This is a genomic window from Candidatus Campbellbacteria bacterium (assembly GCA_034521025.1).
Taxonomy (GTDB): domain Bacteria; phylum Patescibacteriota; class Minisyncoccia; order Phycocordibacterales; family JAXHMZ01; genus JAXHMZ01.
In genome coordinates this window covers 77,476-101,814 of record JAXHMZ010000005.1, presented here as the reverse complement: position 1 = coordinate 101,814, position 24,339 = coordinate 77,476, and the positions used below count along the sequence as shown (strand labels likewise).

24 protein-coding genes and 4 tRNA genes are annotated in these 24,339 nt (G+C 45.0%); 24 read left to right on the top strand and 4 right to left on the bottom strand.

All coding sequences use genetic code 11. The features are described 5' to 3' along the window. Positions 1–25 precede the first annotated feature (25 nt). A tRNA-Arg gene (locus tag U5L75_02895) sits at positions 26–97 on the top strand. A gap of 240 nt (positions 98–337) precedes the next feature. Here the strand turns inward: U5L75_02895 and U5L75_02890 are convergent. Then, positions 338–410: transfer RNA gene (locus tag U5L75_02890), tRNA-Val, on the bottom strand. Between the two features lie 712 nt (positions 411–1,122). On the opposite strand from U5L75_02890, the gene U5L75_02885 reads away from it, so the two are divergent. The 4 genes from U5L75_02885 (at position 1,123) to U5L75_02870 (ending at position 6,271) form a co-directional block, all read left to right on the top strand. Continuing rightward, the gene (locus U5L75_02885; protein ID MDZ7726501.1) at positions 1,123–1,608 is read left to right on the top strand and encodes a hypothetical protein; all 486 of its coding nucleotides are present in this window, start codon (positions 1,123–1,125) and stop codon (positions 1,606–1,608) included. A gap of 514 nt (positions 1,609–2,122) precedes the next feature. After that, positions 2,123–3,322 carry a choice-of-anchor W domain-containing protein gene (locus U5L75_02880; protein MDZ7726500.1) on the top strand — a complete coding sequence of 400 codons (1,200 nt, stop codon included), beginning with the start codon at positions 2,123–2,125 and terminating at the stop codon, positions 3,320–3,322. 127 nt (positions 3,323–3,449) lie between these two features. Beyond that, entirely contained in the window at positions 3,450–5,390 is a 1,941-nt protein-coding gene (locus U5L75_02875) for a TasA family protein (protein ID MDZ7726499.1), read from the top strand. Between the two features lie 104 nt (positions 5,391–5,494). Then, positions 5,495–6,271 carry a hypothetical protein gene (locus U5L75_02870; GenBank protein MDZ7726498.1) on the top strand — a complete coding sequence of 259 codons (777 nt, stop codon included), beginning with the start codon at positions 5,495–5,497 and terminating at the stop codon, positions 6,269–6,271. Here U5L75_02870 and U5L75_02865 read toward each other — a convergent pair. After that, complete coding sequence (locus U5L75_02865) at positions 6,268–6,453, bottom strand: hypothetical protein (GenBank protein ID MDZ7726497.1); 186 nt, start codon at positions 6,451–6,453, stop codon at positions 6,268–6,270. The genes U5L75_02870 and U5L75_02865 overlap by 4 nt on opposite strands. A 115-nt stretch (positions 6,454–6,568) precedes the next feature. Between U5L75_02865 and U5L75_02860 the strand changes: the two genes are divergently transcribed. From U5L75_02860 to U5L75_02780, 17 genes are all read left to right on the top strand, one after another. Next, a complete protein-coding gene (locus tag U5L75_02860; GenBank protein ID MDZ7726496.1) occupies positions 6,569–7,114 on the top strand; it encodes a hypothetical protein in 546 nt (181 codons plus the stop codon). A 117-nt stretch (positions 7,115–7,231) separates the two neighbouring features. After that, positions 7,232–7,771: a signal peptidase I gene (locus U5L75_02855; protein ID MDZ7726495.1), complete on the top strand. Its 540-nt coding sequence runs from the start codon at positions 7,232–7,234 to the stop codon at positions 7,769–7,771. An 11-nt stretch (positions 7,772–7,782) separates the two neighbouring features. Then, positions 7,783–8,292, top strand: coding sequence for a hypothetical protein (locus U5L75_02850; protein MDZ7726494.1), 510 nt, complete (start codon positions 7,783–7,785; stop codon positions 8,290–8,292). Next, on the top strand, positions 8,277–9,428 hold the full coding sequence (locus tag U5L75_02845) for a lamin tail domain-containing protein (protein MDZ7726493.1): 1,152 nt from the start codon (positions 8,277–8,279) through the stop codon (positions 9,426–9,428). Before U5L75_02850 ends, U5L75_02845 begins: the two co-directional genes overlap by 16 nt. A gap of 2 nt (positions 9,429–9,430) precedes the next feature. Next, positions 9,431–10,549 carry a hypothetical protein gene (locus tag U5L75_02840; GenBank protein MDZ7726492.1) on the top strand — a complete coding sequence of 373 codons (1,119 nt, stop codon included), beginning with the start codon at positions 9,431–9,433 and terminating at the stop codon, positions 10,547–10,549. A gap of 66 nt (positions 10,550–10,615) precedes the next feature. Continuing rightward, positions 10,616–10,888, top strand: coding sequence for an acylphosphatase (locus U5L75_02835; GenBank protein ID MDZ7726491.1), 273 nt, complete (start codon positions 10,616–10,618; stop codon positions 10,886–10,888). Positions 10,889–10,969: 81 nt separating this feature from the next. Then, complete coding sequence (locus U5L75_02830; protein ID MDZ7726490.1) at positions 10,970–12,997, top strand: hypothetical protein; 2,028 nt, start codon at positions 10,970–10,972, stop codon at positions 12,995–12,997. A 40-nt stretch (positions 12,998–13,037) separates the two neighbouring features. Continuing rightward, positions 13,038–13,772 (top strand): RNA pseudouridine synthase, encoded by a 735-nt coding sequence (locus tag U5L75_02825; GenBank protein ID MDZ7726489.1) that lies wholly within the window; start codon positions 13,038–13,040, stop codon positions 13,770–13,772. Positions 13,773–13,813: 41 nt separating this feature from the next. Further along, positions 13,814–14,410, top strand: coding sequence for a 50S ribosomal protein L19 (gene rplS / locus U5L75_02820; protein ID MDZ7726488.1), 597 nt, complete (start codon positions 13,814–13,816; stop codon positions 14,408–14,410). A gap of 60 nt (positions 14,411–14,470) precedes the next feature. Beyond that, the gene (locus U5L75_02815) at positions 14,471–14,704 is read left to right on the top strand and encodes a hypothetical protein (protein ID MDZ7726487.1); all 234 of its coding nucleotides are present in this window, start codon (positions 14,471–14,473) and stop codon (positions 14,702–14,704) included. Between the two features lie 70 nt (positions 14,705–14,774). Further along, positions 14,775–14,859: transfer RNA gene (locus tag U5L75_02810), tRNA-Leu, on the top strand. A 206-nt stretch (positions 14,860–15,065) separates the two neighbouring features. Beyond that, entirely contained in the window at positions 15,066–15,491 is a 426-nt protein-coding gene (locus U5L75_02805) for a hypothetical protein (GenBank protein MDZ7726486.1), read from the top strand. A 77-nt stretch (positions 15,492–15,568) separates the two neighbouring features. Next, positions 15,569–16,669 carry a DUF2914 domain-containing protein gene (locus tag U5L75_02800; GenBank protein MDZ7726485.1) on the top strand — a complete coding sequence of 367 codons (1,101 nt, stop codon included), beginning with the start codon at positions 15,569–15,571 and terminating at the stop codon, positions 16,667–16,669. Between the two features lie 13 nt (positions 16,670–16,682). Beyond that, on the top strand, positions 16,683–17,156 hold the full coding sequence (locus U5L75_02795) for an NUDIX domain-containing protein (GenBank protein ID MDZ7726484.1): 474 nt from the start codon (positions 16,683–16,685) through the stop codon (positions 17,154–17,156). A gap of 91 nt (positions 17,157–17,247) precedes the next feature. Further along, positions 17,248–17,748: a hypothetical protein gene (locus U5L75_02790; protein ID MDZ7726483.1), complete on the top strand. Its 501-nt coding sequence runs from the start codon at positions 17,248–17,250 to the stop codon at positions 17,746–17,748. Positions 17,749–17,836: 88 nt separating this feature from the next. After that, on the top strand, positions 17,837–18,415 hold the full coding sequence (locus tag U5L75_02785; protein ID MDZ7726482.1) for a cob(I)yrinic acid a,c-diamide adenosyltransferase: 579 nt from the start codon (positions 17,837–17,839) through the stop codon (positions 18,413–18,415). A 13-nt stretch (positions 18,416–18,428) separates the two neighbouring features. Then, positions 18,429–18,500 (top strand) — tRNA-His (locus tag U5L75_02780). Positions 18,501–18,640: 140 nt separating this feature from the next. Here the strand turns inward: U5L75_02780 and U5L75_02775 are convergent. Both U5L75_02775 and U5L75_02770 read right to left on the bottom strand, forming a co-directional pair. Continuing rightward, complete coding sequence (locus U5L75_02775; GenBank protein MDZ7726481.1) at positions 18,641–19,186, bottom strand: PH domain-containing protein; 546 nt, start codon at positions 19,184–19,186, stop codon at positions 18,641–18,643. Positions 19,187–19,292: 106 nt separating this feature from the next. Then, positions 19,293–21,191 (bottom strand): hypothetical protein, encoded by a 1,899-nt coding sequence (locus U5L75_02770; protein MDZ7726480.1) that lies wholly within the window; start codon positions 21,189–21,191, stop codon positions 19,293–19,295. Between the two features lie 59 nt (positions 21,192–21,250). Here U5L75_02770 and U5L75_02765 point away from each other — a divergent pair, with 59 nt between their 5' ends. Continuing rightward, positions 21,251–22,270 (top strand): CapA family protein, encoded by a 1,020-nt coding sequence (locus tag U5L75_02765; GenBank protein ID MDZ7726479.1) that lies wholly within the window; start codon positions 21,251–21,253, stop codon positions 22,268–22,270. A gap of 146 nt (positions 22,271–22,416) precedes the next feature. Continuing rightward, on the top strand, positions 22,417–24,261 hold the full coding sequence (locus tag U5L75_02760) for an alpha/beta fold hydrolase (GenBank protein ID MDZ7726478.1): 1,845 nt from the start codon (positions 22,417–22,419) through the stop codon (positions 24,259–24,261). Positions 24,262–24,339: the final 78 nt, after the last annotated feature.

The following is a 24,339-nucleotide window of genomic DNA, read 5'->3' as shown; positions in this document are numbered from 1 at the left end:
TCGAAAAACAAATAGAGATAATATTGCTTCCGTAGTTCAATGGACAGAACAGGGGTCTTCTAAGCCCTTAATGTAGGTTCGATTCCTACCGGAAGCACAGAATGAGCGAAGCGAAAGATGTGCTTTCGAGCAGGCCGACTGCTCGGCCTGCGTGTAGAAATCGAAAGCCGCAGCGATGTGTGAGTTTTCCGAAGCGAAGCGGAGGAAAGGCGAACACCGCGAGGCGGGGTCGCGAGAAATTTCCGTCAGGAAATTTACTTGTGACCAAATCCTCCCGGGAGCACCACACACAAAAAACCGAGCTTTGTGCTCGGTTTTTTTGGTATTTATTTCTCTGTGGGCGATGCAAGACTTGAACTTGCGACCTTCTCGGTGTAAACGAGCTGCTCTACCAACTGAGCTAATCGCCCCTATTTCTATATATTGTACAATTTTTTTCGGACTTACAAACGCTAATAGTGTTTGTACTAGCTCAGTTGCTAGAGTAAACTCTTCCTCCTACTTCCTGTCTCGCTTCGCTCAACAACGGAAGTTTCTGCTTCGCAGAACCGGATGAAAAGCAAAGCAGTTTGCTTTTCATCCAACTGAGCTAATCGCCCTTATCTCTTTTTATTCTGTTTTGTCCAACTGAGCTAATCGCCCCTTATACTTATCTGGTCGCTACTATACTAAACTATTAGAAAAAATTCTACAAGCTACACGGCTCGGCGCGGAAGCGTTGACAAATTTTTAATAATTTTGCTAATCTATTGCTTAGAAGGGGGTGATATGCTTGCCTCTGGTGCGAGTGGAGTATCTACAAGAATAGATTGGAGGTCTGAGTGGCCTAGATTTGTACTTTGGGTCATTTTCCCTAACCAAAAAATCGATTCGTAAGATCTGGCACAGAACTACGGAAAATGGTCCTGGTTGCCCAAACTCTCGCTAAAGAGAGAAGTTTGGTTGCGTGTGTAGCACAGAGACGGTATCGCGCTCGATACCGTCTCTATTTATATATAACCACAAAATAGCTCAAATAAGCTATTTTTCTGTGTCTTTTTTTGACACTATACAAATTTCTATGTACTCTCTTAACAGAGCTATTCACCACAGAGGTGAAGAGAGGAGAGTTCGGTGAACGATTTGACAACAAAAGTTGATATGGCTTCTCCTAGTGTGTACCAAGAGGTGGTACAAGACCAGTTGAGATTATTGAGCAATTTGGGCGTCAATCCTGACAATCATACGTTTCGGGAACTTATAAACGGCGCCGGAGAAGACAACGAATACGTTTGTGTCGGGTGTTTGCATCCGTTCAGGTTCGCTCAAGTTATCGGAGTTGAAGTCAACGGCCTAGAAGAAAGGAAGCTAAACCTCGCAAAAGAGCTCAAGAGGAGCCAGCAACGCTGGAAGAACAACAACTTCTGGCTCGCGAGACCACAGGCCGTAAGAGAGCATGAGCGTTTCTTTCTACAACACGACAGTTACCGAGGGTCTGGTGTTCCTCCTATGGCGAGGAAAGAAGCTTTGGCTCGACGAAGAGATAGAAGAAACCCATGTCTTTATGGCTTCACAACTGAAGCGAGAGTGGGGAAGACCTCCGAAATTCGTCAGCGTGAAGATCTCTAAGGTAGCCCTTCAACCCGAAGCGCGTCTGTGCCTGCAGACACACTCAGGAAGAATTGAATAGAAAATAGACCCGAGTTCTTTCCACAAGTTAGTTCATTAAGGTAATTTTGTCCGGCGGATGGTTAAAATTAATTTTAACCATCTAAAGGACATTTTTTATTTTTATAAAAGACACTATTTTTTACCGCTCATTTGAGCGCTCTCCTAAAGGACATTTTTAGACATTTGACATAAATTTATTGTTATTCTTTAGCATGTACACTAGTCTTGACGGCGTTCATTTTTGTAATTAATGTGCGAGTTAGAAGGCGCTACCCTTCATTTTTTGTCCCTCTATACAAGTTACATATATTAAATAATCAGGTGTAGAGGGGTAGAAAAAGACGTACCGAAGGATCTAGTTTTGATTCGCAGGCTGACAAATCCATTTTTTGGACGGTAGTGAAATACGGTCGATGTGAACCTTTGTTTTATTAGTATTATTAAGAGTTTATAACAAAAATACAGAAATAGTATGAAAAGAATTATTTTAAGCATAGCAGTAATTGCTATCGCGGGAGTGGCTACATTTGCAGGAACTCAGGCATTCTTCTCGGATACTGAAACCTCGCAGGGTAACGCATTCGTCGCGGGAGCAGTGGATATCGAGATCGCAGGCATCTCAGACGACTATCTCGACGATGATACAGTAAATGATGGCCCAAAGCCGCAGTTCACACCGAGCGATGACGGATTCTCGTTTGAACTCGCAGATCTTAAACCGCTTGATCATGGTGAGGTAAGCTACGAGCTTACGAACGACACCAACGACGCACATGTGTGCGCAATGGTTGAAAATACCGGAAACGCAGAAAACGGTCGTATTGACCCTGAGCGAGAAGCCGGAGATACAACCGGAAGCTTGAACAACACAGACTCAGGCTTGGGTGAACTCCAGAACTTTATGAGCTTTGGTGGCAATTCAGGCATTTCCTACGGTGAATGGTTTGAAGTCGGCGACCTCAGCAGCGGAGGCAGTGAGACGTTTGGAATCAACTACTGCTTCGGTCAGTATGACGGAAGCGACAACTGTGTTCCTAACACCTCAGGAGATGTGAACGTAGCGCAGACCGACAGTGTAGAAGTTGACGTATCATTCTACGCAGAACAGACACGAAACAACCCGGACTTCAGTTGTGAGGACTTAAACGAAGGCGAACAAGATGTAGCAGTAACTCAAGAAGATGATTGGTCTACTGTAGACTTGTCTGGTGGTAGTGATTGGTTCGCGAAAGCTCGTAACAACAACCAGAACTTCGAGCTAGCGGTTGGAACCGATGATTCCTCTGTCTCAGGACAAGATACAGCAGAAGCAAACTGGGACGCAGAAACAGAATACGATTTCACACTTACTTATGACGAAAGTGAAAACGAAGCAACCTGGGAGGTTGATGGAGAAACTACACAGTTCACTGTTGGTCCAGACACATTCAGCAACCTTGGAATCAATGCAAAAGCACCAAATGGTGTGACGACAGAAATATCAAATCTGGCACTTAGTATTTACTCAGGGCTTTCGCCGGACAACTTTACCGCAAACGGTAACGTTTCAAGCTTGAGCGTTATGGGATTGAACCTAAACCAAGACTGGACACTTACCGGAACGTTTGAGTTCAGTGCTGTCGGATCTGGCTTTAGTCAGGAAAATCCAGCTGTACACATCAGCGTTAACTAATATCCAACCAAACAAAAGCCGACTTAGATCGGCTTTTGTCGCTTGGGTATTAGCCTAAGATTCAGAAGACAGAATTGTTAGAGATTAGAAGAGAGATTAGAAGACTAATTGATAAGTAATTAAAAATATGAAGCAACGAATAGTACTCGGTATAGCCGTTCTCGCGCTTGTCGCGGTAGCTGGCTTTGCCGGAACGCAGGCTTTCTTTAGCGACACGGAAGTGTCAGGAGGAAACGTCTTCGCTGCTGGCTCGATAGATCTGACTGTGGACCACAACCGCGCGACGTATAACGGTGAAGAGTGTTCAAATGGTGAGTGTCTCACAAATACAGACACCAACCTTATCGCGAACGGAAGTTTTGAAGAAAACCCAGTGACTGAAGAAGAAGGCTGGGAAATCTTTGAAGACGGAGTAGTAAATGCTTGGAGCGTCGAGTGGGCTGATGCTTCAGCAAACTCTTATGGTGGCCAGTCTCGGCCAGAAGCTTCGCTCGTAGAACACCATGGCGGTGTGAACGGATGGAATGCCTCGGAGGGAGACCAATACGCTGAGCTTGATTCAGACTGGTTTGGTCCCAACGACCCACTAGATGGCGAACCCGCTCTAGTGCGCATCTCACAGGACGTATCGACAACTAACGGTGAAACATACGAATTGCGCTTTATGTTTGCACCTCGTCCAGCCACAGGAGTAAATCAGAATGAGCTCAAAGTATTTGTAGATGGTACAGAAATTGCTCCATCTAGCTATACATCTGACGGGACCGGAGATTCGGATCCTCAGTGGACGCAGTACACGTACCAATTTACTGCTGACGGAGCAAATACAGAAATTGCATTTGAAGGCGCAGGAGATAATGACTCAGAAGGTGTACTTCTTGATGATGTACGAGTACACCCTGTTGAATGTGGCACAGAAGAAGCCCTATGGCACTGTGAACTCTGGGAAGCAAAGGATCTCGAGAACGAACGATTCTTTGACTTCGGCGATATCAAGCCCGGAGACAGAGGAAGTAACTTGATCTCACTACACGTAGACGACAATGATTCGTATATGTGTCTCGCTACTGAGAACAAAGAGAACAATGAAAATGGCCTCACCGAGCCGGAAAGTGAAGTAGACACTGGCAGTGACGGAGAAGGAGAGCTCGGAGATAACCTCATGTTCTTTGCATGGCACGACGAGGACGGAGACGGAGAATATGATTCAGTCGAAACTCCGCTTGTAGGTTCTCCACAGACAGCAAACGAGCTCGACCAGATCGCGTTTGCTGAAAACGGAAACGCACTTGTCGGAGGAACGACTGATTACCTCGGTATCGAATGGTGCGCAGGTGAAATGACAGTGAGCGGGAATACGATCAGCTGTGACGGAAGCAACATGGGCAACGAGTCCCAGACCGACTCATTCCTTGCAGATCTTCAGTTCCACGCAGTACAGGCACGCAACAACGACGGATTCACTTGTGACCAGTACTTCGGAGGCGGAGAAGGAGAAAACGAAACGCTTTGTTCCGACGAGGTTGACGTGATGCTTGTACTAGATCGGTCTGGAAGTATGAGCGGCGATCTTGGAACAATGAAAACTGACGCCAAGAACTTTGTTAACACTCTTATGAACTCCTCTAGCGGAGCTCATGTAGGAGTTGTTGGGTTCGGCGGTTCGGTTAATCTGCGAACTGGACTTACTGATGATCTGAGTGCAGTCGAAACTGCGATTGATAATGTCAACGGTGGTGGTGGTACAGACATGACCGGCGGAATTGACACCGCTCAAGCAGAGCTTGACGGAAGCCGTTCTGCTCCCGACTTCATGATCGTGCTTACCGACGGTTCTCCAGATAGTGACAGCAGTGCAGGAAATGCAGCTGATAACGCGAGGAGCGCTGGTACTACAATCTATGCAATCGGTGTAGGAAGTGGAGCAGATGAAATTTTCTTGGAGAGCAATATTGCTGATAGTCCAAGTGAATACTTCTCTGCATCAAACTTTAGTGAGCTTGAAACGCAGTTCGACGAACTCTTGACCTGTGAACAGCCAGCTGGCGACACACTAGATCAGAACTAGTGTCTAACCGTTTCGAGCATCAGTATATGGTGCTCGACGGGTTGGGCGCTAGCCCGGAAAGAATGAATGAGTAAAAGTGGGATTAAAAATAAACAAGAGAGAATATGAATAAAATAATTACAGGAATAAGCGTGCTCGCACTCGTCGCTGTCGCGACTTTCGGAGCGACTCAGGCGTTCTTTACGAGCGATGCTGAAGCAAACGGCGTTACCATCAATTCCGGAGATCTGGATCTTATGTTGAACCTAGATGAAGCCGGTGGCGGTTGGTCGAATTCGTTCAGCCCGAGCGAGACACCCGGATATGGTGATCTTTCTCCGGGAGGAGACACAGCCAACTTCTCGGCACAGCTACAGAACGACGGATCAACTGACGCGGCGGCGATCGGTTTGGCGGTAGATCACACCACAAACGATAGCAACATCGCAGCGCAGATGCGCATTACAGAGCTCACTTGGAAAGACGAGAATCTTCTCGAAGGTGGAGCGGGTGCTAACATTGGTGAGTACACAGCACCGACAAACTGTGATGTGACTGTTACTTCGAGTGAATCGATTCAAACAGATGGTATCGACAACGTATCATCTTCTGACGACACTGTCTGTGTCGGAGGTGGTACGTACAATGAAGACCTAACGGTTAATGAAGACATTACACTAGCCGCATTAAATGCACCGGACTCAACTAATAGGGCAACGATTGAAGGTCGAATCGATGTGAATAGCAACGACGTAACAATTCAAGGATTTGAGATTACAAATCCAGATGCCGGATACGGCGTTGTATTTGACGGTGTAACAGGCGGAGTTGTTGACCACAATGTCTTTACTGATATTGGTTCAGACTTACTGTCGGGTTACCGCGCAAGCATGTTTATTTAGACGACATCTTCTGCACAGGTTACCAACAATACAATAACGAATGTAGGTAACCTTACGCTTGTTGATTCACCATCAAGTTCAGCCAAAGGAGTCTTTGTTGGTGACTCTACCGGATCCGGAACACTATCTGGAGTTGTAATTGAGAACAACTCTATTACTGACATAAAGGCTTCCACGAACACTTATAGCAATGGTGGTCGTGGAGCATACGGGGTACTTGTAAACTACGGAGTAGGCAGTGGTGGAGTTGTTGACACTCCATCTATTCAGAACAATACTATTAAAGACCTAGAAGCGTTGTGGTCGCACGCTATTGGACTTGAGACCAACACTCCAAATGCTTCTGTGACTCTTAATGACATTGATAATATCGTTGATCACAAAGGAGGCAGTGATGCGATTGCTGTTTTCTTTGAAAGCAATTCAAGCGCCTCATTAGTGGCCGTGAATGAAAACAACCTAGTTGCACCGCTTGGCGTTGCTGTCCATCCGACGAATGACGGTGGATTTAGTACTACCATCGATGCCACTAACAACTGGTGGGGCGACTTTGATCCGTCTGATCAGGTCTATACACCGAACGGAACAATCGACTACACACCAATCGCAGGAGGACCAGTTGTTGGCTTCATCAACGGAACTGACAACAACGGAAACGGATTCGCTGATCTTCGCGATCTTGAGGCAGATCCGATCATGAACGCGACTCCGGGACTTGACGCGGGCGAGACCGGACAGCTTGACTTCTACGTACAGCTCGACGGTCCGACGACCGGCAACTCGTTCCAGAACAAGAGCTTGGAATCAGACTTCACCTACACCCTAGGTCAGGTCGTTAACTAGTTTCCAACCGTTTCGAGCATCAATTATGGTGCTCGACGGGTTGGGCGCTAGAAAAAACGCTCAACAGACTGGACGATACAGTGAAATGTATGGTACGGTCGCAACACACAAGCGAGAATGAGTACTTTTCTAAAAATAACAGGCATGGTGGTAACTGCGGCAGTGGGAGCTGTAGCGATCTTTGTTCTCGGTTCAACTCTTCCTATAGAGAATGGCTATACCTTCCGCGTAGTAGAGAGCGGAAGTATGTCGCCAACGATAAAAGCCGGTTCGGTGGTAACGACCATACCGCGCGATGATTACGAAGTTGACGACATAGTGACGTTCGTCGGAAGGGAAAGGAGCTCTATCCCCACGACGCACAGGATCGTCGATACCATAAATAGGGCTGACCAGGAAATGTTCGTGACTAAAGGAGACGCGAACGAAGACGTAGACCACCGCACTATCACAGAAGAAGAGATACTAGGAGAAGTTTTCCTAAATGTGCCTTACGCCGGATATCTTGTCAGATTTGTACAAACGACCACCGGCTTTATGCTTCTCGTAGTCATACCACTCATCTTGCTTACGATCTCTGAAGTTTTTGTAATGTCAAAGCAGATTAAAAGAACAAAGAACGGAGATATAGACAGTGACGGAGGAGGAGACGATTAAAGACAAATAGCATGAACAAACCCTTATACAACATTTTAATACTCACAGCCGTGGCCTTAGTAGGGCTGACGGGCGTTTCTACTACCAACGCCTTTTACGGCGACACCGAGACGTCTCAGGACAATAGCTTTCGAGCTAGCTCTCTTGAGCTGGGACTCACGCTGAACTCTAGCGGTGCTGATAATAGAGATACCACGGTTTCTTCTGATGGTAGTAGGGATCTGGAGTATCAGCTTTTCAAAGATTCAGCAAATGGCGACTTTTGCTCGGACCTGCAAGTGACTATCTCGCGAGACGGCAGTGAAATATATAACGGCAGTCTTGCTGGTTTCACTCAATCCGGATCCTTTCCTCTAGATTCCGGTGATTTTGATGACTTTAATTTCAACTTCTCTGTACTTGATGATGAGGCACAGTATGACGGCCAGTGTACAATTGCGTTTACATATAATGCCAATCAGCCGGGTATGCCTACGGCGAAGCGTATAATGACAGCAAGACTGATATGTTTACGCTCCTAGGTGAAAACTTCGGCACACCGCCGGATGCGGTAGAACCGATCGTACTTAATGAAGTGCTCCCAAACCCCGAAGGCAGTGATGACCAGGGCGGGGTGCAAGGCGAATGGGTCGAGATTTACAACAACAGCGCCACTCCGGTAGATCTGACCGGATGGTATATAAAAGATGAGGCGAACAATACGCAGACGATCTCAAGCGCTACTACGTGGAATGGTCAGACTACTATCGGCGCGCCCGGAAGCGGTACCGAATGGCTCGTGCTCTTTATGTCCGGAAGCATTCTCAACAACACAGGCGACACCGTAACCCTCTATGACGCGAGCGGCGCTGTTCGTGATTCCTACTCGTATGGAAATCAGTCCAATGACAGCGACTCGGACTCAAACCACACCGGTGGCGGGGATAACGAAAACCCGACAGGGGGTGAGACTACAAGTAACGAAGGCAAGTCCGACGCGCGTATCCCCGACGGGACCGGGGACTGGGTTGACCCGATCCCGACTCCCGGTGCTCCGAACGTAGTCGATTCAGACAACACAACCGATGAGACAGAGTCTGATCCAGCGACGCAGATGATGAATACTCAGGAAGACGATGAAGCGGAACCGGCCAAGGATAACGAAGAAGAGGAAGCAAAACAGGAAGACGATGAAGAAAAGGATGATAAGGGAGACGGTAAGAAAGACGAGGAAGACGGAGATGACGAGGAAAATAAAAATGGAGAACAGGATGACCAGGCCACCGAAGATGGCGAAAAGGAAAAGGTAGAAGAGAAGGAGAATGGTGACAGTGCGGATAAGCAGGACGTGGAGGAAGAAGATAGTCAGGGTGAGCAAGATGAGAGCCCAGAGAGCGAAAAGGAAAACGAGGAAGAATCCGAAAAAACGGAAGCAGATAACGAAAAAGACGGTGACGGCAAAGTTGAAGAGAAAACCACAAAAGAGAACGCTAAAGACTCAGAGGGCGAAGAGAGCGAAACGGACGTAAAAATAAGCGATGAAGAAGAGGAGTCAACCGAGGACCTAAAAGGCGACACTGGAGACAGCGTAGACGATTCAAACGACGATAACACCGACAACTCCGGAGATTCCGGCGGTGAAGATGGATCGGATGATAATAGCGAAGGAACCGAATAATTATGAAAAAACTTATCACATACATCGCAATATTTTTGCTTTTACTTGTGCCGGCAGGCGTGGACGCCGAGAGTGGTAATCCGTTGACGGTGGACTTTGATCCGAACCCTCTTTTTAGTGAGGGCGGAAATTTCTTACCCGGAGATACAGCGTCGGGCGAAATAACGGCTAAAAATAATACCAAAACCGATCAAGACCTATATATCCGCTTTCTGGAAAACTCGCAGTCTAATAATTTGGGCGACGCTATAGTAATTTCTGTATCTGAATCAGGGGGGAGTGACGTAGAAGAACAGAATATAAATGACTGGTTCAGTGACGGGCGCGTTTCATTGGGAAAGCTTTCCGGTGGAGAGAGCGCTTCGTTTGATCTTTTTGCTTTGTTTGAAGAGCAGTCCGGAAATGAATATCAAAACGGACACGTTGATTTTGATGTTTGTGTTGGCTTGACCAGCGGAGATGTTGTTTGTATGGATGATTCCAATGGAGACGACGAAGGGGGCGGTGAGGAAATAGTAACCGACGACCCACCTAGACGCTCTCAGTTCTCTGACGATTTCGACGACGGAGGAGACAACGGAGACGATGAAGAAGACCCCGAACGAGATCCTGACTCTGAAGACGAAACGCCTCCCGGTAGTGAATTCGGCCAAGGGGGAGACAACCCACCACTTCCAGGAGGAGGAAGCCGTAACAATCTGGCTTTGATCGAAACAGGGGACGGTGAAGCTTCCGGAGAAGGCGAAGTTGAGGAAGAGGAAGAAGAAACAAGAGAAGTGCCGGATGAAGAAGGGACGCGACAAGCAGCCGCTGCCTTTCTCGGCCTTCCTGAGGGAGTCGCGGACTTCCTAGAATGCGCCTCTCTCTTTCTTTTGATACTTATCATAATCGCGCTATTGACCATCGGATATGACGCTTGGAGAGACGCTCCTAGCTTGCCTGACAGAGCGCGTGTACAAAACCGCATTATCTTCGTAGATGTGCTTCTCGTTATCGCTCTTATACTGGCTATTATTATCCCGCTGCCTTGTGTCATTATCCCTCTGATAATCACGATCATACTAGGGATCATTTGGTTCGTAGTTGAAGACCGTAGACTGAAACACGGAAGTCGCTTCTAGTTTGAAAGATAAGCTACGGTAACTTCTTCTCGCTCGCGTTTATTTCTAGCTAATATAAACGAGCATATGGAGACAAGGTATATTCGAATAACCGGACAAGTTCAAGGTGTGTTTTTCCGGTCCTTCGCAAAGGAGATAGCGGATGAGCTCAACATCACCGGTACTGCCAAAAATCTCACCGACGGCTCAGTTGAGATCGTGGCCCAAGGGAAGAAAGAAAATCTCGATCGCTTTGTGTCTTTACTCAAAGAGGGCCCTCGGATGGCACAGGTGGAGAATATTGAAGAAAGAGAATACACAGGCGAAGAAAGCTTTGATGAGTTTTTGATCGTCGGATAGCTTGGTGATTACAAGTGACTGTGTACAAAAGGGAAGATATGTTGTGCTAAACTGCGTAGCATATAAGTAATTTTGTTAATTATGGTTACAAACGAGCTACTTTCCTTTATACAGACCAGACTAAACGAGGGCGCCTCAAGGCAGGAAATCGAGTCAGTACTTATGAGCCAGGGCGGCTGGTCCAAAGAAGACGTGGATGAAGCTTTTGATGTTATATCAGAGCAGTCGCAAGAAAGTACTGAAGAAGTGCCCACACGATCGCATTCTTCTGCTGTGGGAAGCGGCGACGGAAAACAACCTAATAATTCTCGTGGTATTCCCACCTCTGTTCTCATAGGAGGTGGTGTTGTTTTGGTAGGCGTGATCTTGTTCTTTGTACTTGGACCGGTCTTGGGTATGAGGTACAACGCCCCAAACGACATTGAGGGCTTTCTTGCTGATTTTATAGAAAACTCGCAAAAGGTAGAAAGTTTTACCTATGACGTATCTCTTTCTATTGCGCAAGAGCCAAGGGGCGAGAACGCGGAGCCGTTTGATATAACCGACCCAATATATGAGTCACGTCTTGAGGACGTTGAAGACGATATCGAGTTGTTTGACGGTGTTAAAAGCATAAGAAGAGATTTGAATAGTCACGAACGGTTAAGCGGATCTTTTCCTGCTTCTCTTGCGGAGATCGGGACTTTTGCAGAAGTTGACACTGACTCCCTTGACTATCAAAGGACAGACGGCGGTAGTGGTTATGAACTCGCGGTGCAATTTGAAACAGAAGAGGTTTTTGATTATCTCAAGGAGGATATAGAAGGCGAACATACCGATGGCACCATTACATTTACCCAAGACACAAGCGATTTCTTCTTTCTTTCTGCCAATAGAGTTTTATACAAAAGCTCATTTGTGGGAGGTCTTGAAGGTCTGAATATGACTGCAATATCTCTACCGGCGCGTTTTAATGGCGATGTCTCGTTTTCCGGCATAGCGGGCTTGGAAGAAGAGGATACGGAATTACCTGATATGAAAAATTCTCTCTCAGCAGATGTTGATTGGGGGGATCTTACGGTTAAGGTTGATGCCGAAAGCTTGATAAAGGATGAAAAAATATACGCGCGTGTGAATCATTTCCCCTCAATATTCTTCTTTGATATAGAGCCAATTAGAGAGCGATGGATCAGTATCCCCGAGGAGGAGATATCGAACAATATGCTTAGCTCTGTCTTACCTTCAGACACTAGCGAAAGCGAAGAAGAATACCTTTCTGAGTCTCCGCGTATGCTATCCAACGCTGTTTCCGAGCACAATCCGTTCGTCTTGAATGGCTCGCCCCAGAAGAAAGAACTTGAGGATGGCAGAAATGCGATCGGGTACAGTTTGGGAATAAATGCGGATAGTTTCCCCGAGTTTTATGAAGTGCTTATGTCGGACATAATTTCGAAACTTACTGATGAAGAACAGATCGCGGCAGAAGAGCGAGCGCTTGAGCACGATCTTGCCTTTTTTGAAACAGAAGAATTCACTGAGTTAGTTGAATACCTTAATGAACACGTTGACTTTACCATCTGGATGGATGAGCGTACGGGCTATCCGATCCAGTATTCAACGGAAGTAGTATTTGTGCCAAATCCGGAAGCGATACCGGAAGACGAGATGTTTTTTGGTCCTCCTCAGGCCTCAAGTGATACCCAGCTTCGACTGGTTTCAAAGGTAACTTTGTCTGACATAAATCAACGAATTGACATTCAAGCTCCGGATGACCCTTTGACCTTTGATGAAGCAGCCGAACTTATGTTTGGAAGTAGAGTTATTGAGGATAGAAAGGCAACTATAGCCATTAATATACGAGCAGACATACAACAGGTGCGCTCCGAAGCGGAACTGTATTATTCTGATAATTCACTTTCCTATGAGGGATTCTGTGATTCAGATCGGTGGCAGGAGAAGTCTGAAGAGATATCAGAGCTGAGCTCGGATGTGAGTGCTTCTTGCTACGACAGCGCTGATGCGTGGGCGGCTGAAGCCACTCTCTCGGGTGGGGGTGTCTACTGCGCGGATTCAACCGGCTTTGCAGGAGAAGTCGAAGAACCTACTGCCGAGGATTACAGTTGTGACTAGTGTGTAGCTCCTGTACTACTTTTGAGGTATATTGGGGCTGATGGATAAGTCATTGATCCCAAATATTCTATTAGAAAACGAACATTTACTGGCGGTCGATAAGCCGTCAGGGCTTATGGTGCATTCAGACGGCAGGACAAGTGATCCTACGCTCGTGGATTGGATACGAGACAAGTACCCAAAACTAGAGGAGGTGGGGGAGCTCCAGAAGGTCTCCAGTGGTGAAACTATTAAAAGGCCGGGTATTGTTCACAGATTAGACAAAGATACCTCAGGAGTGATCCTAATAGCGAAGACTCAGGAAGAGTTTCTCCACCTTAAAAAGCAATTCCAGGAGCACTCAATTGAGAAAGAATATAGAGCAATAGTTGCCGGTATAGTCAGAGAAGATATCCAAACCATAAGTAGACCGATTGGACGCAGTTCCGGTGACTTTCGGAAATGGTCAGCTCAGCGCGGCGCCAAAGGGAAATTGCGCGATGCGGAAACCGAGATAGAAGTTATAGATCGCTTCGCGGACCTTACATATATATCAGTATTTCCAAAAACCGGGCGCACACATCAGATACGAGTACACCTCAAAAGTATCCATAGGCCGGTTCTCTGCGACCCGCTCTATAGCTTTAAAGATACGCCATGTCCGGAGGAGTTGGGTCGTATGGCCTTGCATGCGCGAAAAATATCTTTCCGTAACTTAAATGGAGACACAGAAACGGTAGTAGCCGATATGCCCGAAAGCTTTGAAAGATTCTTAAACACTCTACGCGCTGAGTAAGTATTGCTAAAAACCTCTGCGCGTGGTAATTTACTCTTTGTATGTCACAAGTACTAACAAATGACTTTTCTCCAGTAAACGTTGAAGAGCGCAAAGAAATCGGAGTTCGCGCCGGAGACACCGTGCGTGTTCACCAGAAAATAGAGGAAAAAGGAAAAACTCGAATTCAGGTATTTGAGGGAATTGTTTTGGCGGTCAAACACGGAAACGAACCGGGAGCTACATTTACCGTTCGTCGCGTATCAAGCGGTGTCGGTGTTGAGCGTATATTCCCACTCTATTCACCATTGATCGATAAGATAGAAATTGTAAAACGAGCGAGAGTTCGCCGCTCCAAGCTCTACTATATACGCAAGAAAGTCGCGCGTGAGATCCGCCGACAGATGCGTAACGCTCGGTTTATGGACAGATCTACTATGAGCGAGTCCGAGGCAGAAGCCAAGCGACAAGCCGAAGAAGAGGAAAAGAAAAAGGAAGAAGAAAATACGGCAGAAGAGACAGAAAAAGAAACAGAAGATACACAAGCAAGCTCTGAAGATGAGGGAAATACTACAGAAGAATCTGAAAAAGAGTCGACCACCGAAGAAGAGACTCCAAAAGAAGACGAGACAACCGAAGAAGACAAAAAAGAAGGATAAAACCTTCTTTTTTTCTTGTGTTGATTACTTTTTTTCTTATAAAATGTATACTGTCTCTATATGCAAAGAGTACCCACATTATATGGTTTTTCGATTATCGTTCTAGTGCTTGTATTGATGGTTTTGAACCACTTTATTTACCTAGGGATCCTTGAGAGCTCCATTGACGAGGTTGAGGATAATGCCAACGACCGAAACGAGCAAGAACAAGTAGAGCCTACACCAGCGGATGACGACGATGAGTCCGCCGTAGAATCCGAGATCCTCGAAGAAGATACAACACAAGATCAATAGCTTTCGTTTTCTTGAAAACTTATTTTAAACGGGTATACTCTAGGTGAGTTTTATGTACCCGGAAACGTGAGCGCAAGTGCTGGAACTGGTAGACAGGCTAGCTTGAGGGGCTAGTGTCCATTGCGGGCGTGGAGGTTCGATTCCTCTCTTGCGCACAAGAAAAAAGCTCATTTATGAGCTTTTGTGAGGAATCGAAAAGGTTGAGTATGTTGCGCGTCGCGATAGCGAGCACAACACGAAACCTGTACCGAATCTGTAAGATTCGATTCCTCTCTTGCGCACAAAGGTTGAAAAAATGCTTTAAATGTGTTCTTTTTACAGAAGGAAATCTTGCAAGTACTTTCAAGGGAGGAGCTATAAAATGAGTAGCCATAGGTTTGAGGACGTGGAGAACTCAGGTATCGGAAACGACGATCTCGAGCGCGGACGTAGACGCCTACAGAGGGTTCGTATGAAGAATGTCGAGTACGAACCCGTGCTGGAGCTTATCAGAGGAGACCTAGAGAAAGCCGGTTATTCGCGAAGTGACCTCTGGGTTCTTCCTTCAGACGAAAAGGAGTTCGATGACATTTGCATCAAAGGATGCTGGCTGAGAATAAAGAAGGCTCTCGAGTTGATCAAAAAGCGACAGGACGACGGGAGAGAAGATCTGGTTGATCTCGTGTCTCAGGTTCGTCGAGAGCTAGGCAAACTCGGTAGAGAGAACATTTCTCCTGCAGATAAGCACGATATCGAGGAGAAGCTCAGGGACGCACTTGGTGCTACTAGAGAGGAATCCGTCAGCTGATCTCGCTAAAACCCTCCAATACCCGCTCCGGCGGGTATTTATTTGTTTAATAGACGATTTCTCGCTAATATCAAGAAATGTTAAAGCGTATAAAAGAATGGTCGCAGTTCCGCCAGGTACGGGATTGGTACAAAAAATACGAGCGCTATCTGTTGCCGGGAGCGTTGCTTTTTGGTTTTATCGGAGATACTATAGCGGTTAGGACTCTTAATATAGAAGTTGTACAAATAATACTTTTAGTACACCTGGTTTTGATAGGGATCGGAATAATTGTCGTCAATCTTCCCAAAGACGCTATGCAGGGAAAGATGTTGCGTTATATACGTCTATTTATCCCGCTAGTCATTTTATATTCGTATGGAGCACTTTTTAGCATATTTATTGTTTTATATTCTCATAGTGGGGCTATCACTACGAGCTGGCCGTTTCTCCTTCCGTTGATATTTCTTTTTGTCGGGACTGAACTTTTCAAAAAACAATATATGTGGCTTACGGTACAAGTTAGCGCGTACTTTTTTGCCATAATGTCCTACTTGGTCTTGTTTGTGCCGTATATGTTGCGCGACATAAGTACTTTGGTATTTTTGTTGAGCGGGGTTTTAAGCGTGATAGCTATTCTAGTTTATCTATGGATAGCTTCTCGCTTAGCTCCTCGTATTGGAAATAGGAAAGATCTTCTTTTGGGGAGTGTCACGGTTGTTTTTTTGGCAGTGAATTTTCTTTATTTTGCCAATCTCATTCCTCCTTTTCCGCTCTCCCTGCGAGACGCCGGAGTTTACCATAACGTGGAGAGAAACAACTCAGGAGAATACAAAGCTTTAGCGGAAGTTGATAGGTGGTATGAGTGGTTTCTGCTATATGACACTATTCACATCGCAGAAGAGAATAGCCGGCTATATCTTTTTAGCAGTATTTTTGCTCCCACGAATTTAAACGCTGAAGTGGTCCACAATTGGAAGAGATGGAGCGATGGCGGCTGGGTTTCGGTGAGCAGTGTGTCTTTCCCAGTATACGGCGGTAGAGATCAGGGCTATCGTGGCTATACCTATAAATCTAACGTAAGTGCGGGTTGGTGGCGTGTTACGGTTGAGACTGAATCAGGAAGAGTTATCGGTAGCAAATTATTTCGAGTTGTAGATACGGACAAAGAATTACCGCGAAAGACAGAGACACGCTAAATATATAGTGCATATGGATATACAAAGAGATTATGCTTATGGAGTGATACCTTTTTACCGCGAGCTGTCGGGAGAGTACGTATTTTTTATTGGCAAAACTCAAGGCAAAGATGGAAGGAAAATATTTTGGAAATTTCCAAAAGGTCATAAGGATTCAGACGAAGAAGATGAAGCAGAGGCCGCCGCGCGAGAGCTTAGAGAAGAGACCGGAATGAGCCTGGAGCCGAACGCTGTCATAAATAGCTCGCCTTTTTCTGAGGAATATTTTTATGAAAAACCGGACGGAAGTATAATTCGAAAAATAAATACATATTTCCTGGGCCAAGTTACTACTCCCGGGTCTGAGGTGCCAAACGTAACTATTGAAGAAAATGAGTTTTCTGAATACAAATGGGCTGGTTTTGAAGAAGTGTTAAGGTTGTTGCCGGAAAATTCACGAGAAATGTTCAGAGAAGCCCACGACTTTCTCGTAAGAAATAAGGTGTAGTTTCGTCTTTAAGTTATCACGAACTGGACAAATAAAATGAAAATGCTAGCGTGGTTTGACACGAAAGCGCCGGCGCTTAATCCAAAAAATTATGAACAATACAATTGTTGGTGCGTTTTCCAAAAAAACTGAAGCCGAAGGAGCTATACGAGAATTGCTCGAAGTTGTGGGCTCAAGTAAAAATATCTCTTATATATACCTAGATGGGATAGAAGGGTCACAGCGCCGGGAAAGTTCCAAAAGTACCAAGGAACAAACGAGTGAATCAGTTGCCGGAGTTATGGCAACTAAAGGCGCGATCTCCGGAACAGGAAGGGTGTTTGTCGCCGGAGACCTTGCTGATGTATTGGGAATGAACGATACATCGAGCGTTATGTCTGATGCGGTTACGGCAATTATCCGACGTGGACTAGTTGGCTCTTTGGCAAGGTTCGGGGTCGCGCGCGAGGACGCCGAAACATACGAAGAACGTGTACGTGCTGGAGAGATTCTGGTTGTTGTCCAAATTGATAGTAAATCCAAAGATCCTGAGAGTATTAAAGAGATCTGCAGAGCGTACCGCGGGAACGAAATCCGCTCCTATAAAAGCTAAAAGTTAATAAAATTCTCTAGACATAACCCGTCTCATTATCGAGTGGGCTTTTCTTTTCAATGGTCAAAATTGTGGTACTATAACGCCAATGCTTTACACGAGACGAGGGGACGACGGCACTACAAAAACCTTTAGCGCCGGTCCGGGCGAGCGAATTACGAAAAGCTCTCCACGCGCGGAAGCTCTGGGGTCAATGGATGAGATCAATTCCTTTCTAGGGTCGTGCAAGGTAGAGGCACGGAAATGGAATTACTCTCTTGAGTTAAAGGGCAAAAAAAGGCGAAAAGTTCTGTTGGCTGATGTCGCGCACGAGGTACAAGGGAATCTTTTTATTGTACAAGCAGAGCTCGCCGGAGCAGATAAAAAGATCACGGCAAATAAAGTTACGAAAATAGAGAACTACATAGATAGTATTGAAAAAGAACTTCCTCCGATAAAAACTTTTTTTATTTCCGGAGGTACGGAGCTGGCGTCTCGCTTTGATGTAGCTCGAACTCTCGCCCGTAGAGCAGAAAGGCGTGTGGTGCTTTTGCACGAATCAGGGGAGAAGAAAGTTAGCAAGCAAACACGGAAATATATGAATAGACTTTCTTCTTTGCTTTACGCACTTGCGCGTTACTCCAATTATATCTATGGTATAGACGAAAAAGCGCCAGACTATACCTAGAAAACAAAATATGGTGCCTATGGTATAACGGTTATTACGGTAGCTTGTGGAGCTTCAGACCCCGGTTCGATTCCGGGTAGGCACCCATTAAAAAAGACTCGAGACTTGTCTCGAGTCTTTTAAGTTTAAGCAATGCTTTATATCATACTACCTGGAATCTAACAGGAAAGAGGTCGAGAAAACTCTTTCACCCTCCCTAGGTTTAACCTAGGGAGAGCAGAGGGGTCACAAACCGTCTTGTTGAGTTTTGGTTCGTCTGGTGCGTGAAATGTCTAAGAGTAGTTCTCGAAGGTCTTCGGCATTTTCTTTTGAAAGACCGGGTAGACTTCCTTCGGCGATAACCAAGCCGCTTTGGCCGGCAGTTTGAATCCTAATTTCTGAAAGACCAAAGATGCGTTGTAGCAAGCCGCGGCTTATATCAACGTTTTGAATACGATCGTACGGTATAGATGCGTATTTCTTATTAATAACTCCGTATTCCTTTCGAAATTCATCCTCCCATAGCTCATATCGGTAAAAATGATAGACAAGTCTAGTCCACCCATAGACTCCTAGTATAAGTATCAGAACTAGAATTAACGATAAAATTAGACCCACGACCGGAGAGGTGAGATTAATTGTTAATTCAAGAAAAATACCTCCTATAAGTAAAACTATAATAAAAAGAAGTGTAACGGTGTGTCCTATCATATAGTACCAAATGTAGCGCGGATCCATTTTGTACGGCCCGCCGGGTAATGTATGTTTTTGTGATTTAGCTTGTTCTTCCATAGACAATTTAAAAAAATTATACTCTGATACTATATTATTCCTTACGCTAAGGCAAGCGAACAGTTTCATCATATTTATTTATTGCTCGCGACAGGGAACAACAAGCTTATTTTTTGTTGTCTTCAGATCCGTTATTTTGATTATCTTCTTCACTCTTCTTCTCTTCGCTCTCGTCTTTTTGATTCTCCGTGTTTTGTTCTTTTTTATTTTCGTTCTCCTCTTTAAAATTGCCTAGATGGTTGTTGTTGTGTTCTTCTTTGTCTTGGTCGCTTGTATATTCTTCGTTCTTTTCTTTTTCGCTTTCTTTTTCTTGTTCGCGGCTGTTTAGATCTACGCTTACGGATTTTAATTCATCCAACTTTTTCTTAAGGGAATTAACCTCGTTTGAGATCATATTGAGGTTCTTATCCTTTTCGTCTTTATTACGATAAGCTTCTTTCAGCTTATCTTCTTTTGACCAACGCTCTTCTTCTACTTCGTGTCGTTTGTCTTCAACCTGCCGTCTTTCTTCACCCATTTCGCGGCGCTTCTTAGCATCGTGTGAGCTAGTGATCCTCCCGTCCAGATCACGCTTTTGATCTTCTAGCTTCTTTTCTTCTTCTCTGATCTCATTTAACTCTTCTTTTAGTGAGGAGATTTGTTTCTGCGCTTCATCGCGTTCTGATTCAGCTTTTTTCTTCTCATTCTTCTTGACCAACAAGTCTCGGTGGGTAGTAGTTTCCTCTTTTTCGCTTTCTAAGTTCTGTTTTCTCTCTCTTTCGTCTCTTAGTTTGTTTTCGATCGAGCTCAGTTCGTTTTCAGTTTTTTCGATGATGTGTCGCAATTTTTCATATATTTCTTCTAGACGCCAACGATCGTCTTCCATTTCTCTTCGTTCTCTTTCTTTCTTCCAGCGTTTGCGTTCAGCATCGCGCTTTTCAGCTTTATTACTGGAGTTAGCCTCAGCTCCTTCCAGTTCTTTGATCTCTTTTGTTATTTCTTCTTCTTTGTCTTTGATCGGTTCTAAGTTCTTGTCGATTATTTCTCGGCGCTCTTTGAGGTTATCTAATGTCTCAGAGACGTCCTTCTTGTCGTCTTGTAGAGTCTCAATTCGTGAAGAGCTTGAAGTAATTTGTGTTGAAAGGGTAGAGATAGACGATTCAAGGTCTTCTACTGTAGCCTCTTCATAAAGCTCTTCAGTTTCTTCGTCTTGCTTCTCGTTTTCTTCTGAAACCCCCTTGTTCTTTCCGAGAACTTCGTTTATTTGTTTTGTGATCTCTTCTTCGGAAAGATCTTTAAACTTCTCCTCCTTTTTGTCTTTCTTTTCTTCAGTCTTGTCTTTGTCAGATTCTTCTTTTTTGTGTGTTTTTTGAATAGCTTCAGTCGCGCTCAAGTTTTTCTCAGTTGAAGCCTCTTCTTTTTCATCGTCTTTCTCTTTCGTCTCTTCTTTAGATCCTTTCTCTGCCGATTTGGTCTCGGTTTCTTTCTCAGTGCGTTGTTTGTGCAGTTTTTCGTTAAATTCCTTGTTGCTTTCAAACGATTTTATTGCGTCGTCAGTGCCGTCTTCCTTCTCTTCAGATTTGCCTTCAAGGTCCGGACTCTCTCTTTCTTCGGTGGTTTTGCTTTTAAGATCTTCAGCCCTTCCTTTGTCTTCATCATCTTTAGCTGGCTTTTTACTTGGAATATATAGATCAGCCAGTTTATCCAACTCTTCTTTGTAGTGTGTTTTGCGAGGGTTGTTAGGTCGCTCCGGCACCCCTGTATTTGAGCCGCTTTGATCCTGTTCTTTTCCGACTTTAGCTTTGGGAGCGGTCGGCGGCTCTGCTGGTTTTGCTTCGTTTTGCGTGCCGTGTTGCTCGCTTTGTTCTTTCTTTTGTTTATTCTCTCCTCCGCGCAAGCCGCGTTTTTTGAGAGCTTCCATATCTTGCTCTAGAGTGCGCAAACCCCTGCCTTTAGTAGGACTGCTGCCGGAAGTACCGGCGCTGAAGTTCTGAGGACTGTTTGGGGAATTTCCGTCTTGATTCATTGTTATAAGTATATCAAAAAACTTCTTTTTGCGAGTGTGGATGTAGTATACTGTGGGCAATGCGAAAAATCATCCTCCTGCTTCTGTTGGTCAATCTATCGGTGTTCTCCACCATTTTCTTTCAAGAAACGAAGCGTGAAGAGGTTGCGACTATTTCCTCTCAAAATACAACTGAAAAGAAAACAGAAGATAGCTCTGGAGTAAGTATACCGATAAAAACGATACATTTTGGTGACCTGATGCTTGATCGGGGAGTGGAGGCCTCTATTAAATCCGGCGTTGATCCTTTTGAAAATGTGAAAGATACGATCAGAATGGGGGCTTTTGACGTTGTAGCGGTTAATCTTGAGGGTCCATTTACCGACTCCCAAGAATGCCAAGAAAAACCGTATACATTTCGGTTTGAGCCGGAATATGTCTCTTTACTTAAAAGCGCTGGAATTACTGCCGTAAGTATTTCAAACAACCACACGCTGGATTGCTATGAAGAGGGAGAGAAAGACACTAAAAGAATACTTTCCGAAAACGGAATAGATGATTTTGGAGGTTTTAACCCCAAACCAACTGTTCATTATCAAGAGATAAATGACAGGACTGTCGCATTTTTGGGTTTTGATACCACCATGAACTCTCACTCTGAGGAAATGATGATAAAAGAGGTTGCGGAGGCAAGCTCTGTCGCTGATGTGGTGGTTGTGTATATGCACTGGGGCAATGAATATGAGACAGAGCCAAACCAAAATCAAACAACACTCGCGCGTGCATTGGTGGCTTCCGGAGCCGATCTTATTATTGGTCACCATCCGCACGTGTTGCAGCCCGCGGAGATAATTGAAGATTCGGTTGTATTCTATTCACTCGGGAATTTTATTTTTGATCAAATATTAGAGGAAAATCGTACCGGCGCCGGCGTAGAAGTTGTCTTCAAGGAAGAAGCAACGGATTTTAGAGTTTATCCGTTTTTGATCTCAGGCAATCAGCCGTCTTTCTATGAGGGAGAAAATCGTACCGCGCTTTGCGACAGGGTACTCGGCGATATTAGCGGTACGTGCAAGTTCACATTGCCTTCATCTCAATGAGCAATGTAAAAGGAGCGGATATACTCAACATTTCTTTATTTGATTTATAAATTAGGGCGAGACGTGGTACTGTGTTAAGTAAGAAGCGAAGATGATCGATCGTCTTCAGTAGGGTATAGAAGCGGGTTTAAAAATAAATAAAAGTTATGAAAAAATTAATTCTCTTAATAGTGCCGGTATTCTTGATTGCTCCGAATGTAGCGGATGCTTATCAGGTTAACTATGCCAGTGTGGAAGACATCGTGGGTGATGAGGTAATTTTGAAATACAGAACGACCGACGGATATACTTTCTCTGTCTGTGACTTTAGTGGACAGTGCGGAGAGCTTTTATACGATGAAAACGAGGACAATGATGCCCCGCAAGTTTTTCCGGAAATTCTCGGAAAGACTGACTACGAAAAAAGCGTTGACGGTCATCGCGCGGTAGTTAAGCTTGCCGAAATTGGTGACAACACATACCGCGCTTTGTACGCCGTGGACGGTGACGATTCTTCTTTCATTAGTTTAATACCTTACAATGGACCATCTATTAGGACTTCTATAACCTACGCGAACGACGCGGTGGTTTTTGTTGGTAATGGCGGTGAAATAACAAGGTATCAGGTATCAACCGGAAAGATCTCTGAAATTTCAACAGAAAAAACCTATTACCCATATATAAGCCTCTCGGAGCATGGCAAGTACATAACGGCTTATTACGGAGGAGACGATGAGCATAAAATATGGAATCTAATTAATGGTAAGGAAATGTCAATTTCTACCGAAACCCCGAGCTATGTGGTTTTTGATAATAGAGAAGAACGGGTGGCCTATCTGGAAGAGGTAGACGGATTCAAAAAGCTTTTTGTCGCTCCTATCGATGACTTGGAGGACAAAGAAGAGGTTAACGAAGGCGACTATACCGTGGTTGAGTATGAGTTTATCGGCGACACTCTTTATTACATAGCAAACTCTGAGGAGGGTCCCTCCGGTCCGTACATTTGGAATCTTTATTCCTATGATCCCGAGTCAGGAGAAACCGAGGTAGTTGATAGTGATGTGGGTTATGACGACTGGTACGGCAACCTCAAAAAGACACACAGCGCCCTAATGTACGAAAAAGTAGACGGTACAAACAAAAATGTGATCATCTATGAGCCAGACGCGCGGGAAGGAGAGAAGCGCACGGTGCTGTCTGCGGTAGAACCGCGAGAAGCTTCCGATAAGATAACGCGAACCGCGGTAGATCTTGATGGCGTACCCGGAGTTCTTTTAACTCCTGAAGGAGAAACCGGAGAACTTCCTTTGATCGTTTGGCTTCACGGCGGTCCAATGAGGCAGACCTCTATCGGTTACCATACCTTCTATGGGTACGCGGTTTACGATGAATTTCTCGAGCGTTTCGCCGAAGAGGCTAATGTACTAAAGATCGACTATGCCGGTAGTTGGGGACACGGCGAAGAGCTACGCGAAAGACTTGATGACAACTTAGGCGTAGCGGATGTAAGTGATGTTCTTAAGTCTATAGAAGAGATCAAAAAGGAAAGGGACATAAGCAACGTGTACTTGCTTGGTAACAGCTACGGTGGATATCTGGGTGCTCGAACTCTTGTGGAAGACCCGGAAGAAATTGATGCCGTAGTATCTTTGTCAGGTGTACTTGATTGGGAGAGTCTTATTTCAAGGATCCCTTCGTCTCCGTTCAAAACCTACTTTGACGGCACTCCAAACAGAGACAATGAAGACAAGTACGAAGCGGCTTCTATAATGAGTCGTTTGGATAACATTGACGACGAAAAAATACTTCTCGTATACGGTGAAGATGATGCGACAGTGCCAACGTGGCAATCTACGGAGTTTTACTCTTTTGCCGAAGAAGAAGGCAAGAACGTAGAGCTTGTGAATTATGAAGAAGAAGGACACACGATCCTAAAAAGCGAGAATCTACTCGATTTGTGCCAAAGAACAGCCGAAGTCTTCAGTCTTTCTGAATCCCTCTGCGAAATTTAGCTAGGAGTTTAGCTGTCTATTTTCAATTTAAATGCTTCAATCTATAGATTGAAGCATTTAAATTTGGGAAATACCCGA